The sequence below is a fragment of the uncultured Mailhella sp. genome (assembly GCF_905187505.1).
Taxonomy (GTDB): Bacteria; Desulfobacterota; Desulfovibrionia; order Desulfovibrionales; family Desulfovibrionaceae; genus Mailhella.
In genome coordinates, this window is sequence record NZ_CAJJIC010000001.1 from 60778 (window position 1) to 79396 (window position 18619).

15 protein-coding genes are annotated in these 18619 nt (G+C 60.5%); 11 read left to right on the forward strand and 4 right to left on the reverse strand.

Annotated features, from left to right (window positions below; all coding sequences use genetic code 11):
* The first annotated feature begins 143 nt into the window (after positions 1-143).
* The 9 genes from QZZ60_RS00280 to QZZ60_RS00320 all read left to right on the forward strand — a co-directional run bounded on the left by QZZ60_RS00280 (position 144) and on the right by QZZ60_RS00320 (position 10699).
* Positions 144-2660 carry a pyruvate formate lyase family protein gene (locus QZZ60_RS00280; RefSeq protein ID WP_295636207.1) on the forward strand — a complete coding sequence of 839 codons (2517 nt, stop codon included), beginning with the start codon at positions 144-146 and terminating at the stop codon, positions 2658-2660.
* Complete coding sequence (locus QZZ60_RS00285) at positions 2657-3565, forward strand: glycyl-radical enzyme activating protein (RefSeq protein ID WP_295636209.1); 909 nt, start codon at positions 2657-2659, stop codon at positions 3563-3565. Before QZZ60_RS00280 ends, QZZ60_RS00285 begins: the two co-directional genes overlap by 4 nt.
* Before the next feature lie 28 nt (positions 3566-3593).
* Complete coding sequence (locus tag QZZ60_RS00290) at positions 3594-4199, forward strand: flavodoxin family protein (protein ID WP_295636211.1); 606 nt, start codon at positions 3594-3596, stop codon at positions 4197-4199.
* A 12-nt stretch (positions 4200-4211) separates the two neighbouring features.
* Positions 4212-5636, forward strand: coding sequence for an SLC13 family permease (locus tag QZZ60_RS00295; protein ID WP_295636213.1), 1425 nt, complete (start codon positions 4212-4214; stop codon positions 5634-5636).
* Positions 5637-5666: 30 nt separating this feature from the next.
* Positions 5667-6524: an amidohydrolase family protein gene (locus QZZ60_RS00300; RefSeq protein WP_295636215.1), complete on the forward strand. Its 858-nt coding sequence runs from the start codon at positions 5667-5669 to the stop codon at positions 6522-6524.
* Positions 6525-6742: 218 nt separating this feature from the next.
* Positions 6743-7051 (forward strand): type II toxin-antitoxin system HicB family antitoxin, encoded by a 309-nt coding sequence (locus QZZ60_RS00305; protein WP_295636217.1) that lies wholly within the window; start codon positions 6743-6745, stop codon positions 7049-7051.
* 100 nt (positions 7052-7151) lie between these two features.
* Positions 7152-8168, forward strand: a complete 1017-nt coding sequence (locus tag QZZ60_RS00310) for a GNAT family N-acetyltransferase (RefSeq protein WP_295636219.1) — start codon at positions 7152-7154, stop codon at positions 8166-8168.
* Between the two features lie 289 nt (positions 8169-8457).
* Entirely contained in the window at positions 8458-9222 is a 765-nt protein-coding gene (locus tag QZZ60_RS00315) for a hypothetical protein (RefSeq protein WP_295636220.1), read from the forward strand.
* Between the two features lie 247 nt (positions 9223-9469).
* The gene (locus QZZ60_RS00320; protein WP_295636222.1) at positions 9470-10699 is read left to right on the forward strand and encodes an MFS transporter; all 1230 of its coding nucleotides are present in this window, start codon (positions 9470-9472) and stop codon (positions 10697-10699) included.
* A 219-nt stretch (positions 10700-10918) separates the two neighbouring features.
* Here the strand turns inward: QZZ60_RS00320 and QZZ60_RS00325 are convergent, their stop codons facing one another.
* From QZZ60_RS00325 to QZZ60_RS00340, 4 genes are all read right to left on the reverse strand, one after another.
* Positions 10919-13369, reverse strand: coding sequence for a Lon protease family protein (locus QZZ60_RS00325; protein WP_295636224.1), 2451 nt, complete (start codon positions 13367-13369; stop codon positions 10919-10921).
* Positions 13366-14310, reverse strand: coding sequence for a hydroxymethylbilane synthase (gene hemC, locus QZZ60_RS00330; RefSeq protein ID WP_295636226.1), 945 nt, complete (start codon positions 14308-14310; stop codon positions 13366-13368). Before hemC ends, QZZ60_RS00325 begins: the two co-directional genes overlap by 4 nt.
* Positions 14311-14754: 444 nt before the next feature.
* On the reverse strand, positions 14755-14994 hold the full coding sequence (locus QZZ60_RS00335; RefSeq protein ID WP_295636228.1) for a zinc ribbon domain-containing protein: 240 nt from the start codon (positions 14992-14994) through the stop codon (positions 14755-14757).
* A gap of 5 nt (positions 14995-14999) precedes the next feature.
* Positions 15000-15620: an SIS domain-containing protein gene (locus QZZ60_RS00340; RefSeq protein WP_295636301.1), complete on the reverse strand. Its 621-nt coding sequence runs from the start codon at positions 15618-15620 to the stop codon at positions 15000-15002.
* Between the two features lie 404 nt (positions 15621-16024).
* Here QZZ60_RS00340 and QZZ60_RS00345 point away from each other — a divergent pair, with 404 nt between their 5' ends.
* Entirely contained in the window at positions 16025-16900 is an 876-nt protein-coding gene (locus QZZ60_RS00345) for an NAD(+)/NADH kinase (protein ID WP_295636230.1), read from the forward strand.
* Between the two features lie 242 nt (positions 16901-17142).
* Positions 17143-18579 carry an Asp-tRNA(Asn)/Glu-tRNA(Gln) amidotransferase subunit GatB gene (gene gatB / locus QZZ60_RS00350; RefSeq protein WP_295636232.1) on the forward strand — a complete coding sequence of 479 codons (1437 nt, stop codon included), beginning with the start codon at positions 17143-17145 and terminating at the stop codon, positions 18577-18579.
* Positions 18580-18619 lie beyond the last annotated feature (40 nt).

Sequence of the window (18619 nt, forward strand, 5' to 3'; positions counted from 1 at the left end):
TTTGCAACAATACGACGAGCATATTGCCACAAATCGTTTCTCCAAAATAAATTTTATTTTGAATTTCAATATATTATGCATATGGCACAAATATTGCTTTCTTGGAGGGCATAGATCAGCAACCATCCCTCCAGGAGGATATCATGGACACGTCATCCGCTTCCGTCAGCTACAGTCCCCAGGAACAGGCCATAGCCTCAGGCAGCTATGTAGGCAACGAAAAGAATTCTCCGTGTCATTCGCGCTTCCAGAAGATCTTCAAGCGCTGCTTTGCCAACATGGTGCCCTATGTGGACGTGAACCGGGCAAAATACTTCACCGAATCCATGAAGGAAACGGAAGGAGAGCCTCTTGTTCTGCGCTACGCCCTTGCCATGAAGCATCTTGCGGAAAACCTGCCCGTGTACATCGAGGAAGACCAGCTTCTTGTCGGCCGCGTCGGCACCGACAAGGGACGCTACGGGCTTCTGTACCCCGAAATCATAGGCGACATCATGGGAGAAGGGCTGGAAGCCGCCCGCAAGAATCTGAGCTCTCCGCTGCACATCGACGATGACGATCTCTGCTTCGTCAAGGAAGAACTCGTACCCTACTGGAAGGACAGAGCCTTCCATAAAAAGCTCATCCAGTCCATTCCGAAGGAACTCAGAAAGTTCACCTATGCCACGCCTGACGGCAGCGTGCCCCGTCCCTACGTGGGAGAACAGGCATCCATGAACGGCTGCCTCCAGTGGGTGCCCGACTACGAAAAGATCATCCGCAGGGGGGCTGCCGCCATACGCAGAGAAGCGGAGGAACGTCTGGCCCTTCTGGACAGAAACAATGCGAAGGAACTGTGGGAAAAGGAATTTTTCCTCAAGGCCATGATGACCATATGCGATGCGCTTGTGACCTGGGCGAAACGTCATGCCCGTGCCGCCCGCAGTCTGGCCGCATCGGAACAGGATCCCGTCCGTCGCGCCGAACTTGAGAACATTGCTGAAAACTGCGAAAGAGTTCCCGAATATCCGGCAGAAACGTTCCATCAGGCCATGCAGTCCATGTGGTTTGTCCAGAGCATGATCAGACTGGAGCGCTGCGTAGGCTTCATGCTCGGCAACGGCCGCATGGATCAGTACCTCTACCCCTACTACAAGGCCGACGTGGAAGCCGGACGTCTGACCGATGACCAGGTGCTGGAACTTCTGGACTGTCTGTGGCTCCAGGAAGCGCAGTTTCTCAACCTGCCCGTTTCCGCCCAGTCCGCCACTCAGCACGAAGGCTACGCCCACTGGGAAGCCGCAACCGTGGGAGGCCAGACCCGCGACGGAGAGGATGCCACCAACGAACTGAGCTACCTCATACTCCGCTCGCGCAGGGAATGCCCGCTGCAGCAGCCCGACCTGGCAGCCCGCATACACGCCCGCTCTCCCGAAGCCTTCCTCTGGGCCGTCGCGGAAACGGTCAAGGTCGGCCAGGGCTTTCCCAAGCTGTACAACGACGAGGAAATCATTCCCCTGCATCTGGCCAAGGGCGCGCCGCTGCTCGACATCATGGACTACTGTGCTTCCGGCTGCACGGAAATCCGCATGCCCAACGTGGATTCGTACACGAGCCCATGCACACAGACCAACTGCACGGCCGCGGTGGAAACCACGCTGTTCAACGGCCGACTGAAAAGCTGCGGCGAAGAGCTTTTCTCTCTGGAAACGGGGGATCCCTGCGGATTCTGCAGCTGGGAGGAGTTCTGGAATGCATTCAAAAAGCAGATTCAGTTCATGATGCGCTACGCCCTTTTCCTGCAGTACCAGATTCAGGAGCAGCGCGGTCAGAGCTATGCCGCTCCCATGGAGGACGCGCTTCATGACAAGGCCTTCGCCGCCTGCATGGATCTCGACACCCCCCGCAGCATTCCCGGCACGCTCGATCTGGGCTTCGTGGAATGCATAGGCTTTGCCACCGCCGTGGATTCTCTTGCGGCCGTCAAGCAGTTTGTCTTCGACGAGAAGGTTTTCACCATGCGTGAGCTGCTGGATGCTCTGGAATGCAACTTTGAAGGCAAGGAACACATCCGGCGCATTCTTCGTTCCGGCCACTGCTACGGCAACAACGATCCCTACGCCGACAGCATAGGACGCGACATCGAAGCGGCATGTCAGGAAGTTCTTACCCAGAACTTCAAAAATACCGGCGTGCATCTGGATCTGCGCATGGTAAGCATTACGGCCAACATTCCCTTCGGCCGCATACTGGCGGCCTCTCCCAACGGACGTCTTGCCGGCATGCCCGTGTCCGACGGCTCATCGGCCTCTCAGGGCATGGACGTCAGCGGTCCCACGGCGGTGCTGCTGTCCAACTTCCACAGCAAGAACTGGGCCTCCACGTCGCGCGCGGCAAGACTGCTCAACATCAAGTTCACGCCCGGCGCCGTGGCCGGCGACGAGGGAACCCGCAGGCTCATAGGCTTCTTCCGGGCCTTCTGCGATCTCAAGCTCTGGCATGTGCAGTTCAACGTCATCAATCAGAAGACCCTGCTGGCCGCCCAAAAGGATCCCCAGAAGTACCGCAACCTCATGGTGCGCGTGGCAGGATACAGCGCCTACTTCGTGGAGCTTTCCACCGCGCTGCAGAACGACATCATTTCCCGCAACGCCCATGACGACTTCGGAGCCGGACGATGACCGACGAAAAGACGAGCGGGATCATCTTCAACGTACAGAAGTTCTCCGTCCATGACGGCGAGGGGATAAGAACGCTCGTCTTTTTCAAGGGGTGTCCGCTCAGGTGCCGCTGGTGCAGCAATCCCGAATCCCAGAGCAGCCTGATGGAGCTTTCCTGGACCGAACAGGACTGCCTGCACTGCGGAACCTGCAGCAGGGTATGCTCCCGGGGAGCCGTCCGTCCTGCTGATGACGGCTCCCCCGTGGTGGACCGGAAGACGTGCCGCCCGGAACCGTCATGCCTGTGCACCCGGGCCTGTCCCGGAGGTGCGCTCGGCATCTACGGCAAAACCGTGACCGCCGGAGAAGTGCTTCACCGGATTCTCGAGGACCAGATTTTCTATGTACGCTCGGGAGGCGGCATGACGCTGGGCGGCGGCGAACCGCTGCATCAGCCGGAGTTCGCCCTTGCGGTTCTCCGTCTGGCCGGACAGGCGAGAATACGCACCAACATCGAAACCTGCGGTCATGTTTCCACCGAAGTCATGCTGGCGGCAGCCGGTCTGCTCGACTCCATGTTCATGGACATAAAATGCCTGGATTCGGCAAGGCACAGGCAGTGGACGGGAACCGGCAACGAGCTGATTCTGAAAAACTTCGTCCGTGTGCGCGAGGCCTTTCCCCGCCTGCCGATGACCATACGCACACCTGTCATTCCCGGATTCAACGACAACGCGCGCGACATAGAAGACATCGCCCGCTTCGTCAAAAGGTTCGACAACGTGCGCTACGAGCTTCTGCCCTATCACCGGTACGGGGAGCAGAAATACCGCATGCTCGGACGCATTCCCGGCATGGGCGAGGCAACCCTGTCGGATGAGAGGTTCCGGGAGCTGCGGGACCTGGCCGAACACCTTCCTCTGTAACGACAATCAGCATCCGCGAGGAAACCTCATGTATGTGGTAGCATTCAACGGCAGTCCGAGAAAGACCGGCAACACGTCCATGCTGTTGCGCCGCTGTCTGGACATTCTGGAAAAAGAAGGCATGGAAACAAGACTCATTCAGGTGGGCGGGACCGGCATTCACGGATGCCGTGCCTGCATGGCATACAGAAAAAACAATCTGGAACGCTGCGTCTTCAATGACGACCCGCTCAATGAATGGCTGGAAGAAATGAAAAGGGCCGACGGCATACTTCTCGGCTCTCCCACGTATTTCTGGTCGCTCACGCCGGAAATGAAGGCCCTCATCGACCGAGCCGGCTTCATTGCCCGCGGAGCCCTGCGCCGCGGCGACGCGCGCTGTCTTTTCAGCGACAAGGTGGGCGCGGCGATTTCCGCCTATTATCGTTCCGGCTCCATCCACACCATTCAGGCCATGCAGGCCTTCTTCCTGACCACGGGCATGATCGTGCCCGGCAGCGTGTACTGGCCGCAGGCCATGGACGCCTCAAACGGCGCCATGCCTCACGGCGCGGACAAGGATGCCGACGGACTGCACTATGTGGACGAGCTCGGAAACGCTCTGGTCCGCCTTCTGAAAAAGCTTTGCGGCTGAATGGAGACCGCCATGAATAAAAACCTTTCCTATGCCCTTCACAGCGCCGCCGTACTGGCGTTCATGTTTCTTTTTCAGTTCCTGCCTCCCGTAGCTCCGCTCACGAGCGTCAGCATGCAGGTCATCGGCGTCTTCATCGGCGTCATCTACGGCTGGGTCAACGTCGGCCTGGCGTGGCCCTCTCTGCTCGGCGTGGTGGCTCTGGGCTGCACGGACTATATGCCCATGACCACCGTGCTGCAGACGGCCTTCGGCACGCAGACGCTGGTCATGATACTCTCCCTGCTTCTTCTGGCAGCCTTCGTTCAGCAGGCCGATCTTACGGGAGTCATCCTCGACTGGCTGCTCGGCATGAAAAGCGCGCGCGGCAAGCCCTTTCTCACGCTGTTCTATTTTCTCATGGCCGGATTCCTTGCCGCACTTCTTTCCCAGAGCATCGCCGTCTTCGTCATCTTCCTCGAACTGTTCAAGGACCTCATGAAAAAAACGGGAATAAAGCCATACTCTTCCGCCGTTCCCGCCTTTTTCGTAGGCATGGGCTTCTCCCTGTCCTTCGGGGACTCCGCCCTGCCCTTCAAAGGCAGCGGCATTGTGGCCATAGGCGCCTATCAGGCCATCACCGGCGAAAGCATGAATCTGGTGCACTTCGTCCTGTTCTGCATGCCCCTGAGCGTGCTCGGCATTGCTGCCTACGTGCTTTTCTGCAAATACTGCATGAAGGTCGACCTCTCGCCGCTCAAAAACTACGTTCACGTCAAGGAGAACGTCACTCTTTCCCTGAAAAAGAAAGTCGCCCTCGTCGGCGTGGTGGGCACGCTGCTCTTCCTGCTGCTGCCCGGCGTCGTTCCGCCCTCCTCTTCGCTGCACGACGTATTCGGCATACTCGGACTCGGCGGGCTCTCCCTGCTGCTGCTTGCCGTGCTCTTCATCATCCGTGTGGAAGGCGAACCGCTCATCGACGTGGGCAAGATCGCTCCGTTCTTTCCCTGGAACGTGTTTTTCATTCTGGTGGTGCTGTTCCCGCTGGCCAACGCCATCTCCTCCGACGTCGTCGGCCTCAACGCCATCATTTCCTCCGGCGTTTCCGCGCTGCTGAACAACATGCCCACGGCTCTCATCATGGCCACGGTCATCTTTCTTGCCGCCTACATCACCAACTTTGCCAACAACATGGTCATATGCGCGCTGTTCGTGACCATTGTCTGCTTCATCAGAGACAGCCTTCCCATTCATCCGGAAATTCTGTCCTACCTTGTGGTGCTGAGCAGCAGCCTTTCCATGTTCTTCCCCGCGGCCAATCCCATCAACGCCATCATCTTCGGACAGCGGGACTGCGTTTCCTTCCGTCAGGAATTCACGCACGGCTTCATCTGCTGTTCGTTCCTGTGCTGCGTGCTTCTGGTTTCCGGTTATGTCTGGAGCCGCATCGTTTTCTGATCCGCTCTCACTTTTTCATAAGGACATCACATGAACATCTTTGATTTTCGCCTGCGTCCTCCCTACCGGAGCTTCACCCGGCTGGGCATATATTCCCCCGTCTGCAATGAAACCGCTCCCCAGAAGCATCACGGCATCCCCAGCCGGGCCGCCGGAGAAAAATCCATGGAGCTCTTCTGGAAGGAAATGGCTTCGGCCGGCATCAGGAAGGGCGTGGCCATAGGCCGTCAGGTGCCCGACGATACCGCCTCGGTCTCCAACGACGACATACACGCCCTCGCCATGGAATACCCCGACAAGATCATTCCCTTCGGCAGTCTCGACGTATCCCGAGGCATAGCGGCAACCATGGACGAACTGGAGCGCTGCATGGAGCTCGGCTTCCGGGGATTTGCCATGGAACCCGCCTACTGCATGCCTCCGCGCCATGCGGACGCCAACGTGCTCTATCCCATCTACGCCCGCTGCGAAAAGGCACACCTTCCCGTCGTGCTCACCATGAGCTTCTTTCAGGGGAATCTCGACTTCTCCGATCCCACGGCCGTGCAGCACGTGGCAAACGATTTTCCCGAGCTCCAGATCGTACTGGCCCACGGCTGCTATCCCTGGATTCCCCATGTCTTCAACGTCTGTCTGGTCTGTCCCAATGTCTGGCTGCTCCCTGACCTTTACATGCTGAACCCGGACACGCCCGGCAACGGTATGTACGGCGAAGCCATGCGCTGGCTTGACGGAGAAAGAATACTGTTCGGTTCCGCCTATCCCTGCTACAACATGGAACAGGCCGTCCGTGACGTGGACCGATTCGGCTTTTCGGAAGAACACAAGGAAAAATTCTTCCACGGCAACGCGGAAAAGCTGCTGGGCGCCGATCTTGTGAACGGCTAGCATCCATTATCGGATCTGTGCCTTTCGAGGCGCATCTTCGGATCGCCGGCTTTTCGTCCGGCAGGCAAAGGCGACACGGGCTTCCCCTGGCCCGCGTCGCCTTTTGCGTCATGCCGGACCTCCGGCCCGGCAAGCGGAAGAAAGCGGACGTTGCCTTCCTTCCCGGGACGGGCTAGGGTGGAGGAAAGCGCACGGCCCATTGCCCGCCGAAGGAGGATATGTTCTTGCTTTACCCCATGTTCATACAGCGTCGGCTTTTCGGAGGGCTTGCCGGAGAACTGCCCGATTTTCCCGGCTGCGTTCCCGAGGGAGATACCATGGATGAACTCATGGAAAACGTGCAGGAGGCCGCAGGTCTCTGGATGGAAGAGCAGAACATGACGATGCTGCCCGAACCTTCCTGTCCCGGGGAAGACGCCGACGGCTGCCCGCCTCTTCTCGTGGAAATAACGTTTCCGTCTCAGCACCGCCCGGGCGACAAACGCCCTGCGCCCTCCCCGGAAAACGGCGCTTCCTGCTCGTTGTGAACGCCCGCAGCTTTTCCGGCGCGAAGTCTCTGTCTCTTTCCTCATGCTGCCGTGCTTCTCACAAGTCCTTGCGGCATGACGGTTCCAGCAGGCACGGTTCATGAAATTCATCCATCTTTCCCACGGCTCTCTCGACTGGGCCCCTGAGCTCATCGTCCGCTGGACGGACGCGGCCGCCCGTTCCGGCAGACCGGATCCCTTCAGCTGCACCCCGGCATGGCAGCTTGCCTTTCACGACGCCTTCGCACCGTCAAGAAGGCTGTTCATCCAAGAGAAGGGAAAAAACGTTATCGCCTTTGCCGAGCTTGCTCTTCTGTCCGGTCAGATCATTCTCGTGCCCGTAGAATCGCACTGGATTTCGGCAAGTCCCCTGCTGGGGCCGGAAGCCGACGAACTTTTCGCCGAAGCCCTGCCCTTCATCACCCGGGAATGCGGGGGACACCCGCCCTGCTTTCTTCTCAGCGGCATGGAAAAAAACTGTGAACTCTTCCGCCGCCTCTTTCTCCGCTTCTCCCCGCAGTTCCGATTTCTGAAGCAGCCCGTCTCTCTTCAGCGCAGCGCCTCGCTGCAGGGAGGAATGGACGGCTATCTTTCCAGACGCTCCGGCAACTTCCGCTCAAAAATGAAAAAAGCCCGCAGAAGGGCTGCGGACAACGGCGTCGTCTTTGAACGCATCGTGCCTTCCGGCACAGAGGAAGCCGACGCCGTCTATGCGCGCATGGTCTCCGTGGAGGAAAAGAGCTGGAAGGGAAAAGGCCGCTGCGGCATGACGGAACATCCCTCACTGGAATTCTACCACGCCATGATGCGGCGTCTTGCCGCATATCGGGGCGGGAGGGTCATGTTCGCCATGCATGAGGGCAAGGACATCGGCTTCATTTTCGGAGGCATGGCCGGTTCCTGCTACCGCGGACAGCAGTTCAGCTATGATGCGGACTGGAAGGCCTTTTCCATAGGTGATCTGCTTCAGCTCAACCAGCTTCTCTGGCTGTGCGAGGAGGGAGCCGTCCGTTACGACATGGGCATGAGCGATCATCCTTCCATGGCCTACAAGACGCACTGGGCGGAAATGGAACTCTCCCTTCATGCCTGCCTGCTTCTTCCCGTGCGTGTCTGAACTCGTCCGCCCCTTCTGGCCGGCCTGCAGCATCAACGCGTTTCTCCTTATTTTTCCCCGGCAGAGGCTCAGACATCATGGCGTTCTTTCTCTTTTTTCTCTACACTCGGCATGAAAAAGATCCTCTGCCGGAATCGCTCAGGCTGCGCCCGTGAAGCCGCACTCTCCGCAGAGAGCAGAACAGGGCACGAAAACACGTCGATTCCGCCGCAGACCTCTCTTTCCGTCGCAGGCACAACGCGTCACAAGTACACGGTCCCGGAACTCTCTTTCCTCATGGAGGCTGTCCATGAAAAAATGGCTCATCGCTCTGGCCACTCTGGTCATCCTGCTGATTGCAGGCGTCATCATTCTCTTTTTCTCTCTCAATTCCATCGTGGAAAAGGCCGTGAACACGGAAGGTCCGAAGATTACGGGCACCGCCGTGCATCTGGACAAGGCCGATCTTTCCCTCTTCTCCGGCAAAGGCGTGTTCAGCGGCTTCTCCGTAGGCAACCCCGCGGGCTTCAGCGGCAGTCATGCCGCAACGGTGGACTCCATTGCCGTGGCGCTTGACACAGGCTCCGTGTTCAAGGATGTCGTCATCGTGCGCAACGTGACCGTCGACGGCCCGGAACTTGTCTACGAGCTCGGCAAGAACACCAGCAACTTCGACGTCATCCTGAAAAACGTCCGGGAGTACGCCGACAGGAACGAAAACAAGGAATCCGGCACATCCGCCTCTTCCGGCAAGACCGACGACGCCTCGAAAAAGAAGGTCATCATCGACGAACTTGTCATACGCAACGCGAAGGCCACGCTCCTTGTGCCCCTTCTCAAGGTCACCGTCCACGTTCCGCTGCCTGAAATCCGCATGACCGACATCGGCCGCAAGGAATCCGGCGCCAGCTTCGCGAAGGCCGCCCTCCTCGTGGCCACGGAAGTCTCCCGCACACTGGCCGAAGCGACGGCGGAGCAGACGAAGAACCTGGGCTCCACGCTGCTCAAGGATGGCGACAAGGCCGGCGACAAGGCAAAGAACCTGCTGAAGGAAGGACTCAAACTGTTCAAGTAGCGCCTCCTGCCGCCGAAAAGCGGCTGAACGCGATATCCGACCGTCCGCATCATGATGCGGACGGTCTTTTTCATGGTTTCCACTCCTTCCGGTCAGCGCGTAAGGCGCACCCCTTCAGCGCCACGAAGCACGAAGCCTTCCGTAAGGACGCCGCCCCCCCGTCCCATCTTCTTTTGCTCCGATCCTCAGGCTCAGGGCGGAAAAGACCGGCTCCCGCATCTTGCCATGAGAAAGGCTGTGGACTAGCATGGCTCTACCCATGCCGCCGCGCATGATCACCCTGTTTCCCCGCATTGCCATGAACTACAGAAAAATTCTGCTTCTTTCCCTCGGTCATCTGTCCTGCGATCTCAACTCTCACGCCCTTCCCGCCCTGCTGCCCTATCTGGCGGCGGCGCACGGCTTCGACTATCAGACCTGCGGCTTTCTGGCCTTTGCCTATTCCGCCGTGGCTTCCCTGGTTCAGCCGGGACTCGGGCTTCTGGCCGACAGAATAGCCCGGGGCTGGTTCATTCCTCTCGGCATTCTCATGGCCGCCACGGGCATAGGCGCCACAGGCTTTCTCTCCAATGAATACGCCATGTTCCTTTCCCTGGTCGTCGGAGGCATAGGCGCGGCTGTCTTCCACCCCGAAGCGGCGCGCTACGCCAACATCGTTTCCGGCGACCGCAAGGGCGTCGGCCTCAGCATCTTTTCCGTGGGCGGCAACGGCGGCATGCTCATGGGACCGGTCATCGTCATGCTGGCCGTAGGCGGCGTGCCCATGGGAGACTTTACCCTCGGAGGCTTCGGCCTGCACGGCACGGCGGCCTTCTGTCTGCTCGGTCTCGTCATGGCCTCCCTGCTCTTCTGGCGCGTGTCCGCCTGGGACATGGCGGCAAGGACTCCCAAGGTCCTGAGCGGCAGCGCGGGAGCTTCCAATGAATGGGGATCGTTCGGCATACTGTCCGGCTGCCTGCTCACCCGCATGGGCCTTACCGTGGCCTTCACCACCTATCTGCCCCTCTACTGGCAGGGCGTGTTTCACGCCTCCGCCGCCACGGGCAACCTCATGCTCGTTCTCTTTTCCGTGTTCGGGGTGGCCAGCAACCTCACCGGAGGCGCGGCCGCCGATCGCTGGGGCTTTCGCCGCATCATACGCTGGGCGTCCTTCCTCTCCCTGCCCATACTGGCCGTCTTTCCTCTGGTGACAAGCCCGTGGCTGGCCGGTCTTCTGCTCGCGCCGCTGGCCATTGCCCTGTTCGCCCCGTTCAGCTCCATGGTCGTGCTTGGGCAGCGCTATCTTTCCAAGAACATGGGATTCGCCTCAGGCATCACGCTCGGCGTGGCCGTGAGCGTGGGCGGGATGTTCGCTCCCGTTCTCGGCTGGGCTGCCGACGCGTGGGGAGGACTCGCCCCCGCCATGCATCTGCTCACGCCTCTCGCCGTCATCGGCGCAGTATGTGCGTGCTTTTTGAGGGAACCGAAGAACGCCTGAAAAGAAAAGCTTTCAGGTGCTCCGGCATCCGCTGCCGCAACATACGCAGACGAAACGCATCGGAAATCATGACGAAACGCCCGTCCGTTTTTTTCCCCCAAAGAAAACAACGGACGGGCGTTGTTCATGATGATACCGGAAGTTCACGCAAGGAGGCCACTTCAAAAGAAGCGCCTGAGACCTTGTCGGACCGCTCGGTCAGCGCGAAAAACTTCCGTGTCAGGGATGCGTTCTGCGCCTCCTGGTCTTGAAACTGTGCTCGGCCAGCCAGCCGAACTCACTCAGGCGCTCGTCGACCTTGCAGAACAGGGTGTCCTTCGGGAAGGACCCGTCCTTGCGGCGGCGTCCCGCGGGAATGCCGGTCAGAAGTTCCATGGCCTCGGCAATGTGCGTCACGGGATAGATGGAAAACTTTCCGTCGCGCACGGCATTGACCACCTTTTCGTCCAGCATGAGATGTTCCACGTTGTCGCGCGGCAGAATGACTCCCTGCTCGCCCGTGAGACCTCTGCGGGAGCACAGCTCGAAAAAGCCCTCTATCTTGCGCGTCACGCCGCCCACGGCCATGATCTGTCCGGACTGGCTCACCGCGCCGGTAAAGGCCAGAGAAAGCCGGATGGGAACCTCGGAAATGGCGGAAAGCAGCGCCGCCAGCTCCGCACCCGAGGCGGAATCTCCCTCAATGCCGCTGTAGCTCTGCTCGAAGCAGAGACTGCCGGAAAGCACCAGCGGCTTGTTGTGCGCGAACTGCGAGGCAAGATAGCTTTTGAGGATCATCATGGCCTTGGTGTGGATGGGGCCGCCGAGCTCCGCCTCGCGCTCAAGATCGATGATGCCGCCGTGCCCCACTCCCACGGTGCAGGAAATCTGATGCGGCAGACCGAATTCATAGTCTCCGCTCGTGGTGACGGCAAGGCCGTTGACGCAGCCGACTTCCGCTCCCGAGGTGCGCAGCTTGATGACGTCCCTGTCGTATTCCTCCATGAAGAGTTCCTCGACAAGATCCGAACGATGCCGTCTTGCCCGCAGCGCCTCGTCGAGACTGGCCTTGTCCACCATGGACTTGCCGGCCATGGACGCCATGGCCGACGCCTCGATGAGCGTCTCGCGCATGAGAGGGAAGCGCAGGGAAAGCTTTCGATGATCCTCGCACAGTTCCGAGCCGTGATCCACCAGACCGGCCAGGGCCTCGCGGTCGAAGGGCAGCAGGTCGGCCTCGTCCATGATGCGGGCGAGCTGGCAGAGCCAGGAACGGACGGACGGGGCCGTGCGCTCGGTTTCCGAAGCCATCTGTGCCTTGATCTTGAACTGCTTGGCAAAACGCTCGTCGCGCTCAAGGAGCATTTCGTAAAGCTCATCCTCGCCCACGAGCACCACCTTGAGATTGAGCGGCATGGGCTCGGGCTCTATGCCCTTCACACGGGAGGTGTCGTTGAAGTCCGGGTCCTCGATGCGGGCCACGCCGGAACGCAGAGCGCGCATGAGTCCTTCCCATGCGGGACCGTTCGCCAGAAGGTCGTTGACGTGCAGGATGAGATAGCCGCCGTTGGCGCGGTGCAGGGAGCCGGCCTTGATGAGCGTGAAATCCGTGACCAGCGCGCCCATTTCCGATTCTCTCTCCACGCAGCCGAGCAGGTTGCCGTAGGTGGGGTGATCCTCCACCACCACGGGCGCGCCGTGCATTCCGCCGTTGTCCACAAGCACGTTGACGCTGTAGCGGTACAGATCCGGCTCCTGCGGGGACGCGTTTTCCCCATGGGGAAGAACGGCAGGGCCGTCCTTGGGCAGAAACAGATCCAGGTGTTCCAGCACATCGGCACGAAGGTCGTCGAAAAAGGCGCGCAGCTCGTCGGTCTTCTCTTCGCAGCCGCACACGCGGCAGGCTCGGACGGCCACAGGCTCCACCAGTCGGTTCAGCAGGTACTCCGCGGCTTCGCGTTCAAGCTGCTGCTCCTTCTTCTGAAAGCTTTTCTCAAGCTCGCCCATCTTTCGGACGAAGGGAGCCATGCTCTGCAAAAGCTGATCAGCACGGCGCTTGAACTCCTTCCTTTCCAGAGCGTCCAGAAGCGCGACTTCCTCATCGCTCAGACGCCTGCCTTCCTTCATGGGAAAAAGCGAAAGCGAGCCCTGCTCCTCGGCCTCAAGGGCAAAGCCCTTTTCTTCGGCCATGCGCTCAAGTTCCTTCACCATGCCCGAGCGCTTTTCGCGAAACTCCTCGCGTCCGGCGCGGCGTTTGCGCAAAAAGGCATCGGAATCCAGCCTCGCGGGCAGATCCTCGCGCATTTGCCGCAGGGCGTCCGCCAGGGAATCGCGCAGCTGTCCGCCCTGCCCGGCCGGAAGCTGAATGAGCACGGGTCTGTCTTCGTCCTTGAAGTTGTTGACGTAGATGACGTCCGGCGGCGTGGCCTCCCTGCGAGCCAGGGGCTCAAGAAAGTCGCACAGCATATAGGTCCGGCCGAGATCGGGAGAACCGGCCAGATAGACGTTGTAGCCGGAGTTGCGTATGTGCACGGCCAGTTCCAGCGCGGCCAGCGCCCTGGGCTGAGCCGGACGGCGTCGGCCACCGCGGGGAATGGCGCGACTGTCCTCCCACGGGATGCGCTCCGCAGGCCAGGAAGGATGCAGCTTTTCCGCAGGCAGCGGCGCAACGAGATGAAGCGCAGGACTCATGCCTTCTCCTCTTCTCCGTCATAAAGCTCGGCAAGAATGCGGTCGGCGCCTCTGCCGAGCAGCTCTTCGGCAAGGGCACGGCCCATGCGCTCCGCCTCTTCCAGCGAGGCGCTCGAGCGCAGAGAGCCGCGTATCACCGTTTTGCCGTCCACGCCGGCCACCAGGGCGTCCAGCGTCAGCTCTTCTCCGCAAAGCCCGGCGTGGGCCGCAATGGGCACCTGACAGCCTCCGTCGAGGCGACGAAGGAACGCGCGCTCGGCGGAAACGCACAGGCGCGTGGGACGATGCTCCAGAAAGGCGAGAAGTTCATGCAGATCTTCCCTGTCCTCCCTCATTTCCACGCCGAGAGCGCCCTGTCCCACGGCGGGCAGCATGGCGGGCGGCACAAGATCTTCCTGCCACGTTGCCGAAAGGCCGAGGCGCTTCACTCCGGCACGGGCAAGAATGATGGCGTCATACTGCCCTTCCTTCATCTTGCGCAGACGGGTTTCCACGTTGCCGCGCAGCATGTCCACGCGGATGTCGGGGCGCAGGGCCAGAACCTGCGCCTGTCTGCGCAGGGAGCTCGTTCCCAGCACGGCACCGGCAGGAAGAGCGGAAAGCGAGGCATAGTTTTCGGAAAGAAAAAGATCGGTGCAGATTTCCCGCTCCGGCACGGCACCGAGCACAAGTCCCTCGGGCAGCACCATGGGAACGTCCTTCATGCTGTGCACCGCGATGTCCGCCGCGCCGGAAAGCAGCGCTTCCTCGATTTCCTTGACGAACAGACCCTTGCCGCCCACCTTGGCCAGCGGCACGTCGAGAATGACGTCGCCCTTGGTCTTGAGCACGAGCAGCTCGACCTCAAGGCCGGCATGATGCGCCAGAAGGCGTTCCCTGATATGTTCCGCCTGCCACAGCGCAAGCTTGCTTCCCCGCGTGGCGATGATGATTTTTTTCATATAAACTCCAGAGTTGCCGGAACCGGCGGGCATGAAGCCCAGCCGGACCCTTTCGTCGCCCTGAGAGGCTCGAGGCTCCCTTGTCGGGAAACGGCATGATGAACGAGGATTCCGAAAACGCCGGGCACGGCACGGACGCTTCGCCAGAAAAAGCGTGAAGATTCTGTACGACCGCAACGCAGGAACACGCGCCGAAGGCTCCCTGGAAAGGGAAGGCCACGCAGCGAAGGGACGTTCCCTTTCCGGCAGAGACCTTTCGACCATGCCTGCGAAAGCGTTCCCGCGCGGCGCGGAAACGACGATGCGTCGCGCCTCATGCGGCCGAAGGCTCCCTTGAAAAAGAAAAATCATGAGCGCGACCTTGACGGATCACGCCCATGGAACCCCTTATGAAAACAAGGAAAGCGGTAACGGGGAGCGCCCGCGAAGGCTCTCCCGCACACCTTAGTGACCGCAGCTTGCGCAGTTTCCGCCGGAGCAGCCGGCGCAGCCGCCGCCCGAGGCCGGAGCGGACGAAAGATCGAAGGAATCGGGCGTGCCGTCCGCAAGTCGGCAGGAGCAGCGCGAAATCATCTTTTCCGTTTCCGTGGAATGGCACTTGGGGCAGGAAGGCTTTTCATCGCCGAAGACGAGATCTTCAAACGTATGGTTGCAGGCCTTGCAGCGGTATTCATAGATAGGCATGGATATCAGGCTCCTTTCGGGTTCTCATCGCTGAGGGCCCGGACATTTTCAAAAAGATAGTAGTCGACAAGCTGACACATGAGGTGCATGCACGCCTCGTGCATTTCCTGAATGAGCGGCGTGTGTCCGTGAGGCACGTCGAGCAGATAGTCGCACATGGACGCCATGCGGCCCCCGCCCTTTCCGGTCAGTCCGACGACCGTCATGCCCGCAGCACGGGCGGTCTCTATGGCTTTTATGACGTTGACGCTTCCGCCCGAGGTGGAAAAGGCCACCAGCACGTCTCCGGGACGTCCGAGTCCGGAAACCTGGCGGGAAAACACTTCCTCGTAGCCGTAGTCGTTGCCCACGGCCGTGAGCGTGGACGTGTCCACCGTAAGGGCCACGGCCGGAAGCGACGGCCGCTCCATGAGAAACCGTCCCAGGAGTTCGCCGGTCATGTGCTGGGCGTCGGCGGCGCTTCCTCCGTTGCCGCAGACAAGAATCTTTCCCCCGGCGGCAAGGCAGCGGGCCATGCTGCGGGAAGCGGCGTCAAGAACGGGAGCGACATCCGCAAGGAAGGTTCGGCGCAGTCGCGCGCCTTCCTCGGCGTGTTCCTGTATGATTTCAAGAGCTGTTTTCATGATGCTCCATGATGCTTGGCATAAGCGGCGGCAGCCGCGAGTTTACGAACAAGGAACCATACCCCAAAGCGACGGGGCTGACAATGGCCGGAATTGTTGCCGAACCGGCGGAAACAGGATGCGTTCCGTGCTCAGAAGATAACTCCGTCTCCGGCTTCGGCAAGGGGAAGAAGCGGCCTTTTTCCGGCAATGCGCCTCTTTCTCTGCGCCCTGCGCACCTGCCGCGACGGCTGGCACGCCCCCTCTGCAGAAGGCCTGACACGGGACGTCCGTTTCATTTTTCCGTTGCGCGGGATTGTTCTTTAGAGTACAAGACTCCCATGCCCCGGACTGTCTTCATCCCGGCGCACGTTTTATTCCGCCTTCCGCTCTGCGGCACGCGCCGGGAGGCCCTCAAAGGACATTCCATGCATCCCATCTCGCGTCTTCTCATTCTTCACAAGGACAATCCTCAGCCGGAAAACGCCGGTCGGGAACTGCTCTCCTGGCTGAAGGCACGCCATGTGGACGGCATTCTGCTTTCCGCCGGAGCCGATGCCATCACCATGCGGGCCGAAGCCGCTGCAAGCGACGCCGTGCTCGTGCTCGGCGGCGACGGCACCATGGTGGGCGTGGCGCGCCGTCTGGCAGGCATACGCACGCCGCTTGCGGGCATGAATTTCGGGCGCGTGGGATTTCTGGCATCCCTGCCCGCCGAGGGCTGGGAAAAGCCGCTTGCCGACATGATTCTGGGGCGATGGGAACTTGAACGCCATCTCACGCTGCGCTGGCGCATTCTGAGACGGGAGGGAAACGACCTTCATCCCCGAAGCGAAGGCGTGGCCATCAACGACGTGGTCACCGCCCACGGCGTCGTGGCCCGCGCCGTCTCCCTGAGTCTCACCATAGACGACGTGCATTTCAGCACGCTGCGCTGCGACGGCGTCATCGTGTCCACGCCGCTCGGCTCCACCGCGTACACGGCTTCCGCCGGGGGGCCTCTCACCATGCCCTCCATGAATGCCCAGCTCGTCACCCCCATCTGTCCCTTTGCCGGCGGCTTTCCGCCCATCGCCCTGCCCGCCGCTTCGCGCATACGACTTGAAGCCTGCCGTCACGGCGATCAGGTGCTTCTGTCCGTGGACGGTCAGGAGAATCTTCCGCTGGATTTCGGCGACGTTCTGGAAATCCAGGGCGTGCCCGACCAGCTTTACATGCTGGTGAGCGACACAAGCTGGTATCTGCGCCGCCTCATCGACCGGGGCATCGTCACTTCGGGACCGGGCAGAAGAGAAAGCCTCTGAGAGCACGCAGGCAGGTTCCGGACGCCGGTGCCTCGCCATCACGGCGAAACGTAACGCCGGAAACGTGTTTGCCTTCCGCCGACGCCGCATTTGCGGAACGGACGACTCCCGCTTCGTCGGCTCCTCTCCGCACTGCGGCCGAACGTCCGGGTTGCGCTTGAGCCTCGCCGTTTTTAATGATAGGAGTACAGATTCCTCCGCCCGGGAGGCTTTGTTTATCCGCTATCATCAGGGAGTACCCCATGTCCGCATACGAGGCTGTCATCGGCCTGGAAGTGCACGTGCACCTGGCCACTGCCAGCAAGCTTTTCTGTTCCTGCCCCAATTCCTTCGGCGACGAGCCCAACACCAATGTCTGCGAAGTTTGCGCCGGAATGCCCGGCGTTCTGCCCGTGCTCAACCGCAAGGCCGTGGAATACGCCTCGCGCATGGCGCTCGCCATCCACGCGACCATCAATCAGCGCTCTCAGTTCGCCCGGAAAAACTATTTCTACCCCGACATGCCCAAGGACTACCAGATTTCGCAGTTCGAGCTTCCCCTCTGCGAGCACGGCTGGCTCGACATCACGGTCAACGGGGAAAAGCGCCGCATCGGCATCACCCGCATCCACATGGAAGACGACGCGGGCAAGAACATCCATCCTCAGGGCGAAAATTTCAGCTATGTTGACCTCAACCGGGCCGGTACGCCTCTCATCGAAATCGTGAGCGAGCCGGATCTGCGCAGCGCGGAAGAAGCCGTGGCCTACCTCAAGAAACTGCATGCCATGGTGGTGAGCCTCGGCATCAGCAACGGCAACATGGAGGAAGGCTGCTTCCGCTGCGACGCCAACGTGTCCATACGTCCCCGCGGGGAAAAGAAGCTCGGCACCCGCACGGAACTGAAGAACCTCAATTCCTTCCGCAACGTGCAGCGCGCCATCGAGTTTGAAATCGCAAGACAGTCCGATCTGCTCGACGACGGCGAGGAAGTGATTCAGGAAACCCGCCTCTACGACGCCGCCCGCAACCTTACCGCGCCCATGCGCAGCAAGGAGGACGCGCAGGACTACCGCTATTTTCCCGATCCCGACCTGCTCCCGGTGGTCATCACCGACGAGGAGCTCGCCGAATGGGCGGCCACGCAGCCGGAACTTCCCGAAGCCCGCATGGCCCGCTACATGGGCGACTTTCAGCTTCCCGAACAGGATGCCGAGCAGCTCTGCTCCGATCCGCACCTTGCCGTGCTTTTTGAAAAGGCCTGCAACATCTGCTCTCAGCCCAAAAAGGTGGCCAACATCATGCTCGGCATGATGATGCGCGAGGTCAATCAGAGCGGCATAAGCACCGCCGACATCAAAATTTCTCCCGAAGCCCTGGCCGAGCTTGTCGCCATCATCGGCAACGGCACCATTTCCGCCAAGATTGCGGCCGACATTTTCCCCGAGCTCATGAAGGGCGAGATCATGCCCGCCGAGCTCGTCAAGGCCCGCGGACTCGTGCAGGTGTCCGACACCGGCGCCATCGACGCCGCCGTGCAGAAGGTTCTCGCCGCGCATCCCGCCGAAGCGGAAGCGTACAGAGGCGGCAAGACCAAGCTCATCAGCTTCTTCGTGGGACAGGTCATGCGCGAAATGCGAGGCAAGGCCAACCCCGCCATGGTCAACGAAGCGCTCGCCCGCTTCCTCGGCCAGGCGTAGAAGACTCTCACGTCACGGCGCTCCCCCGTCGGAGCGCCTC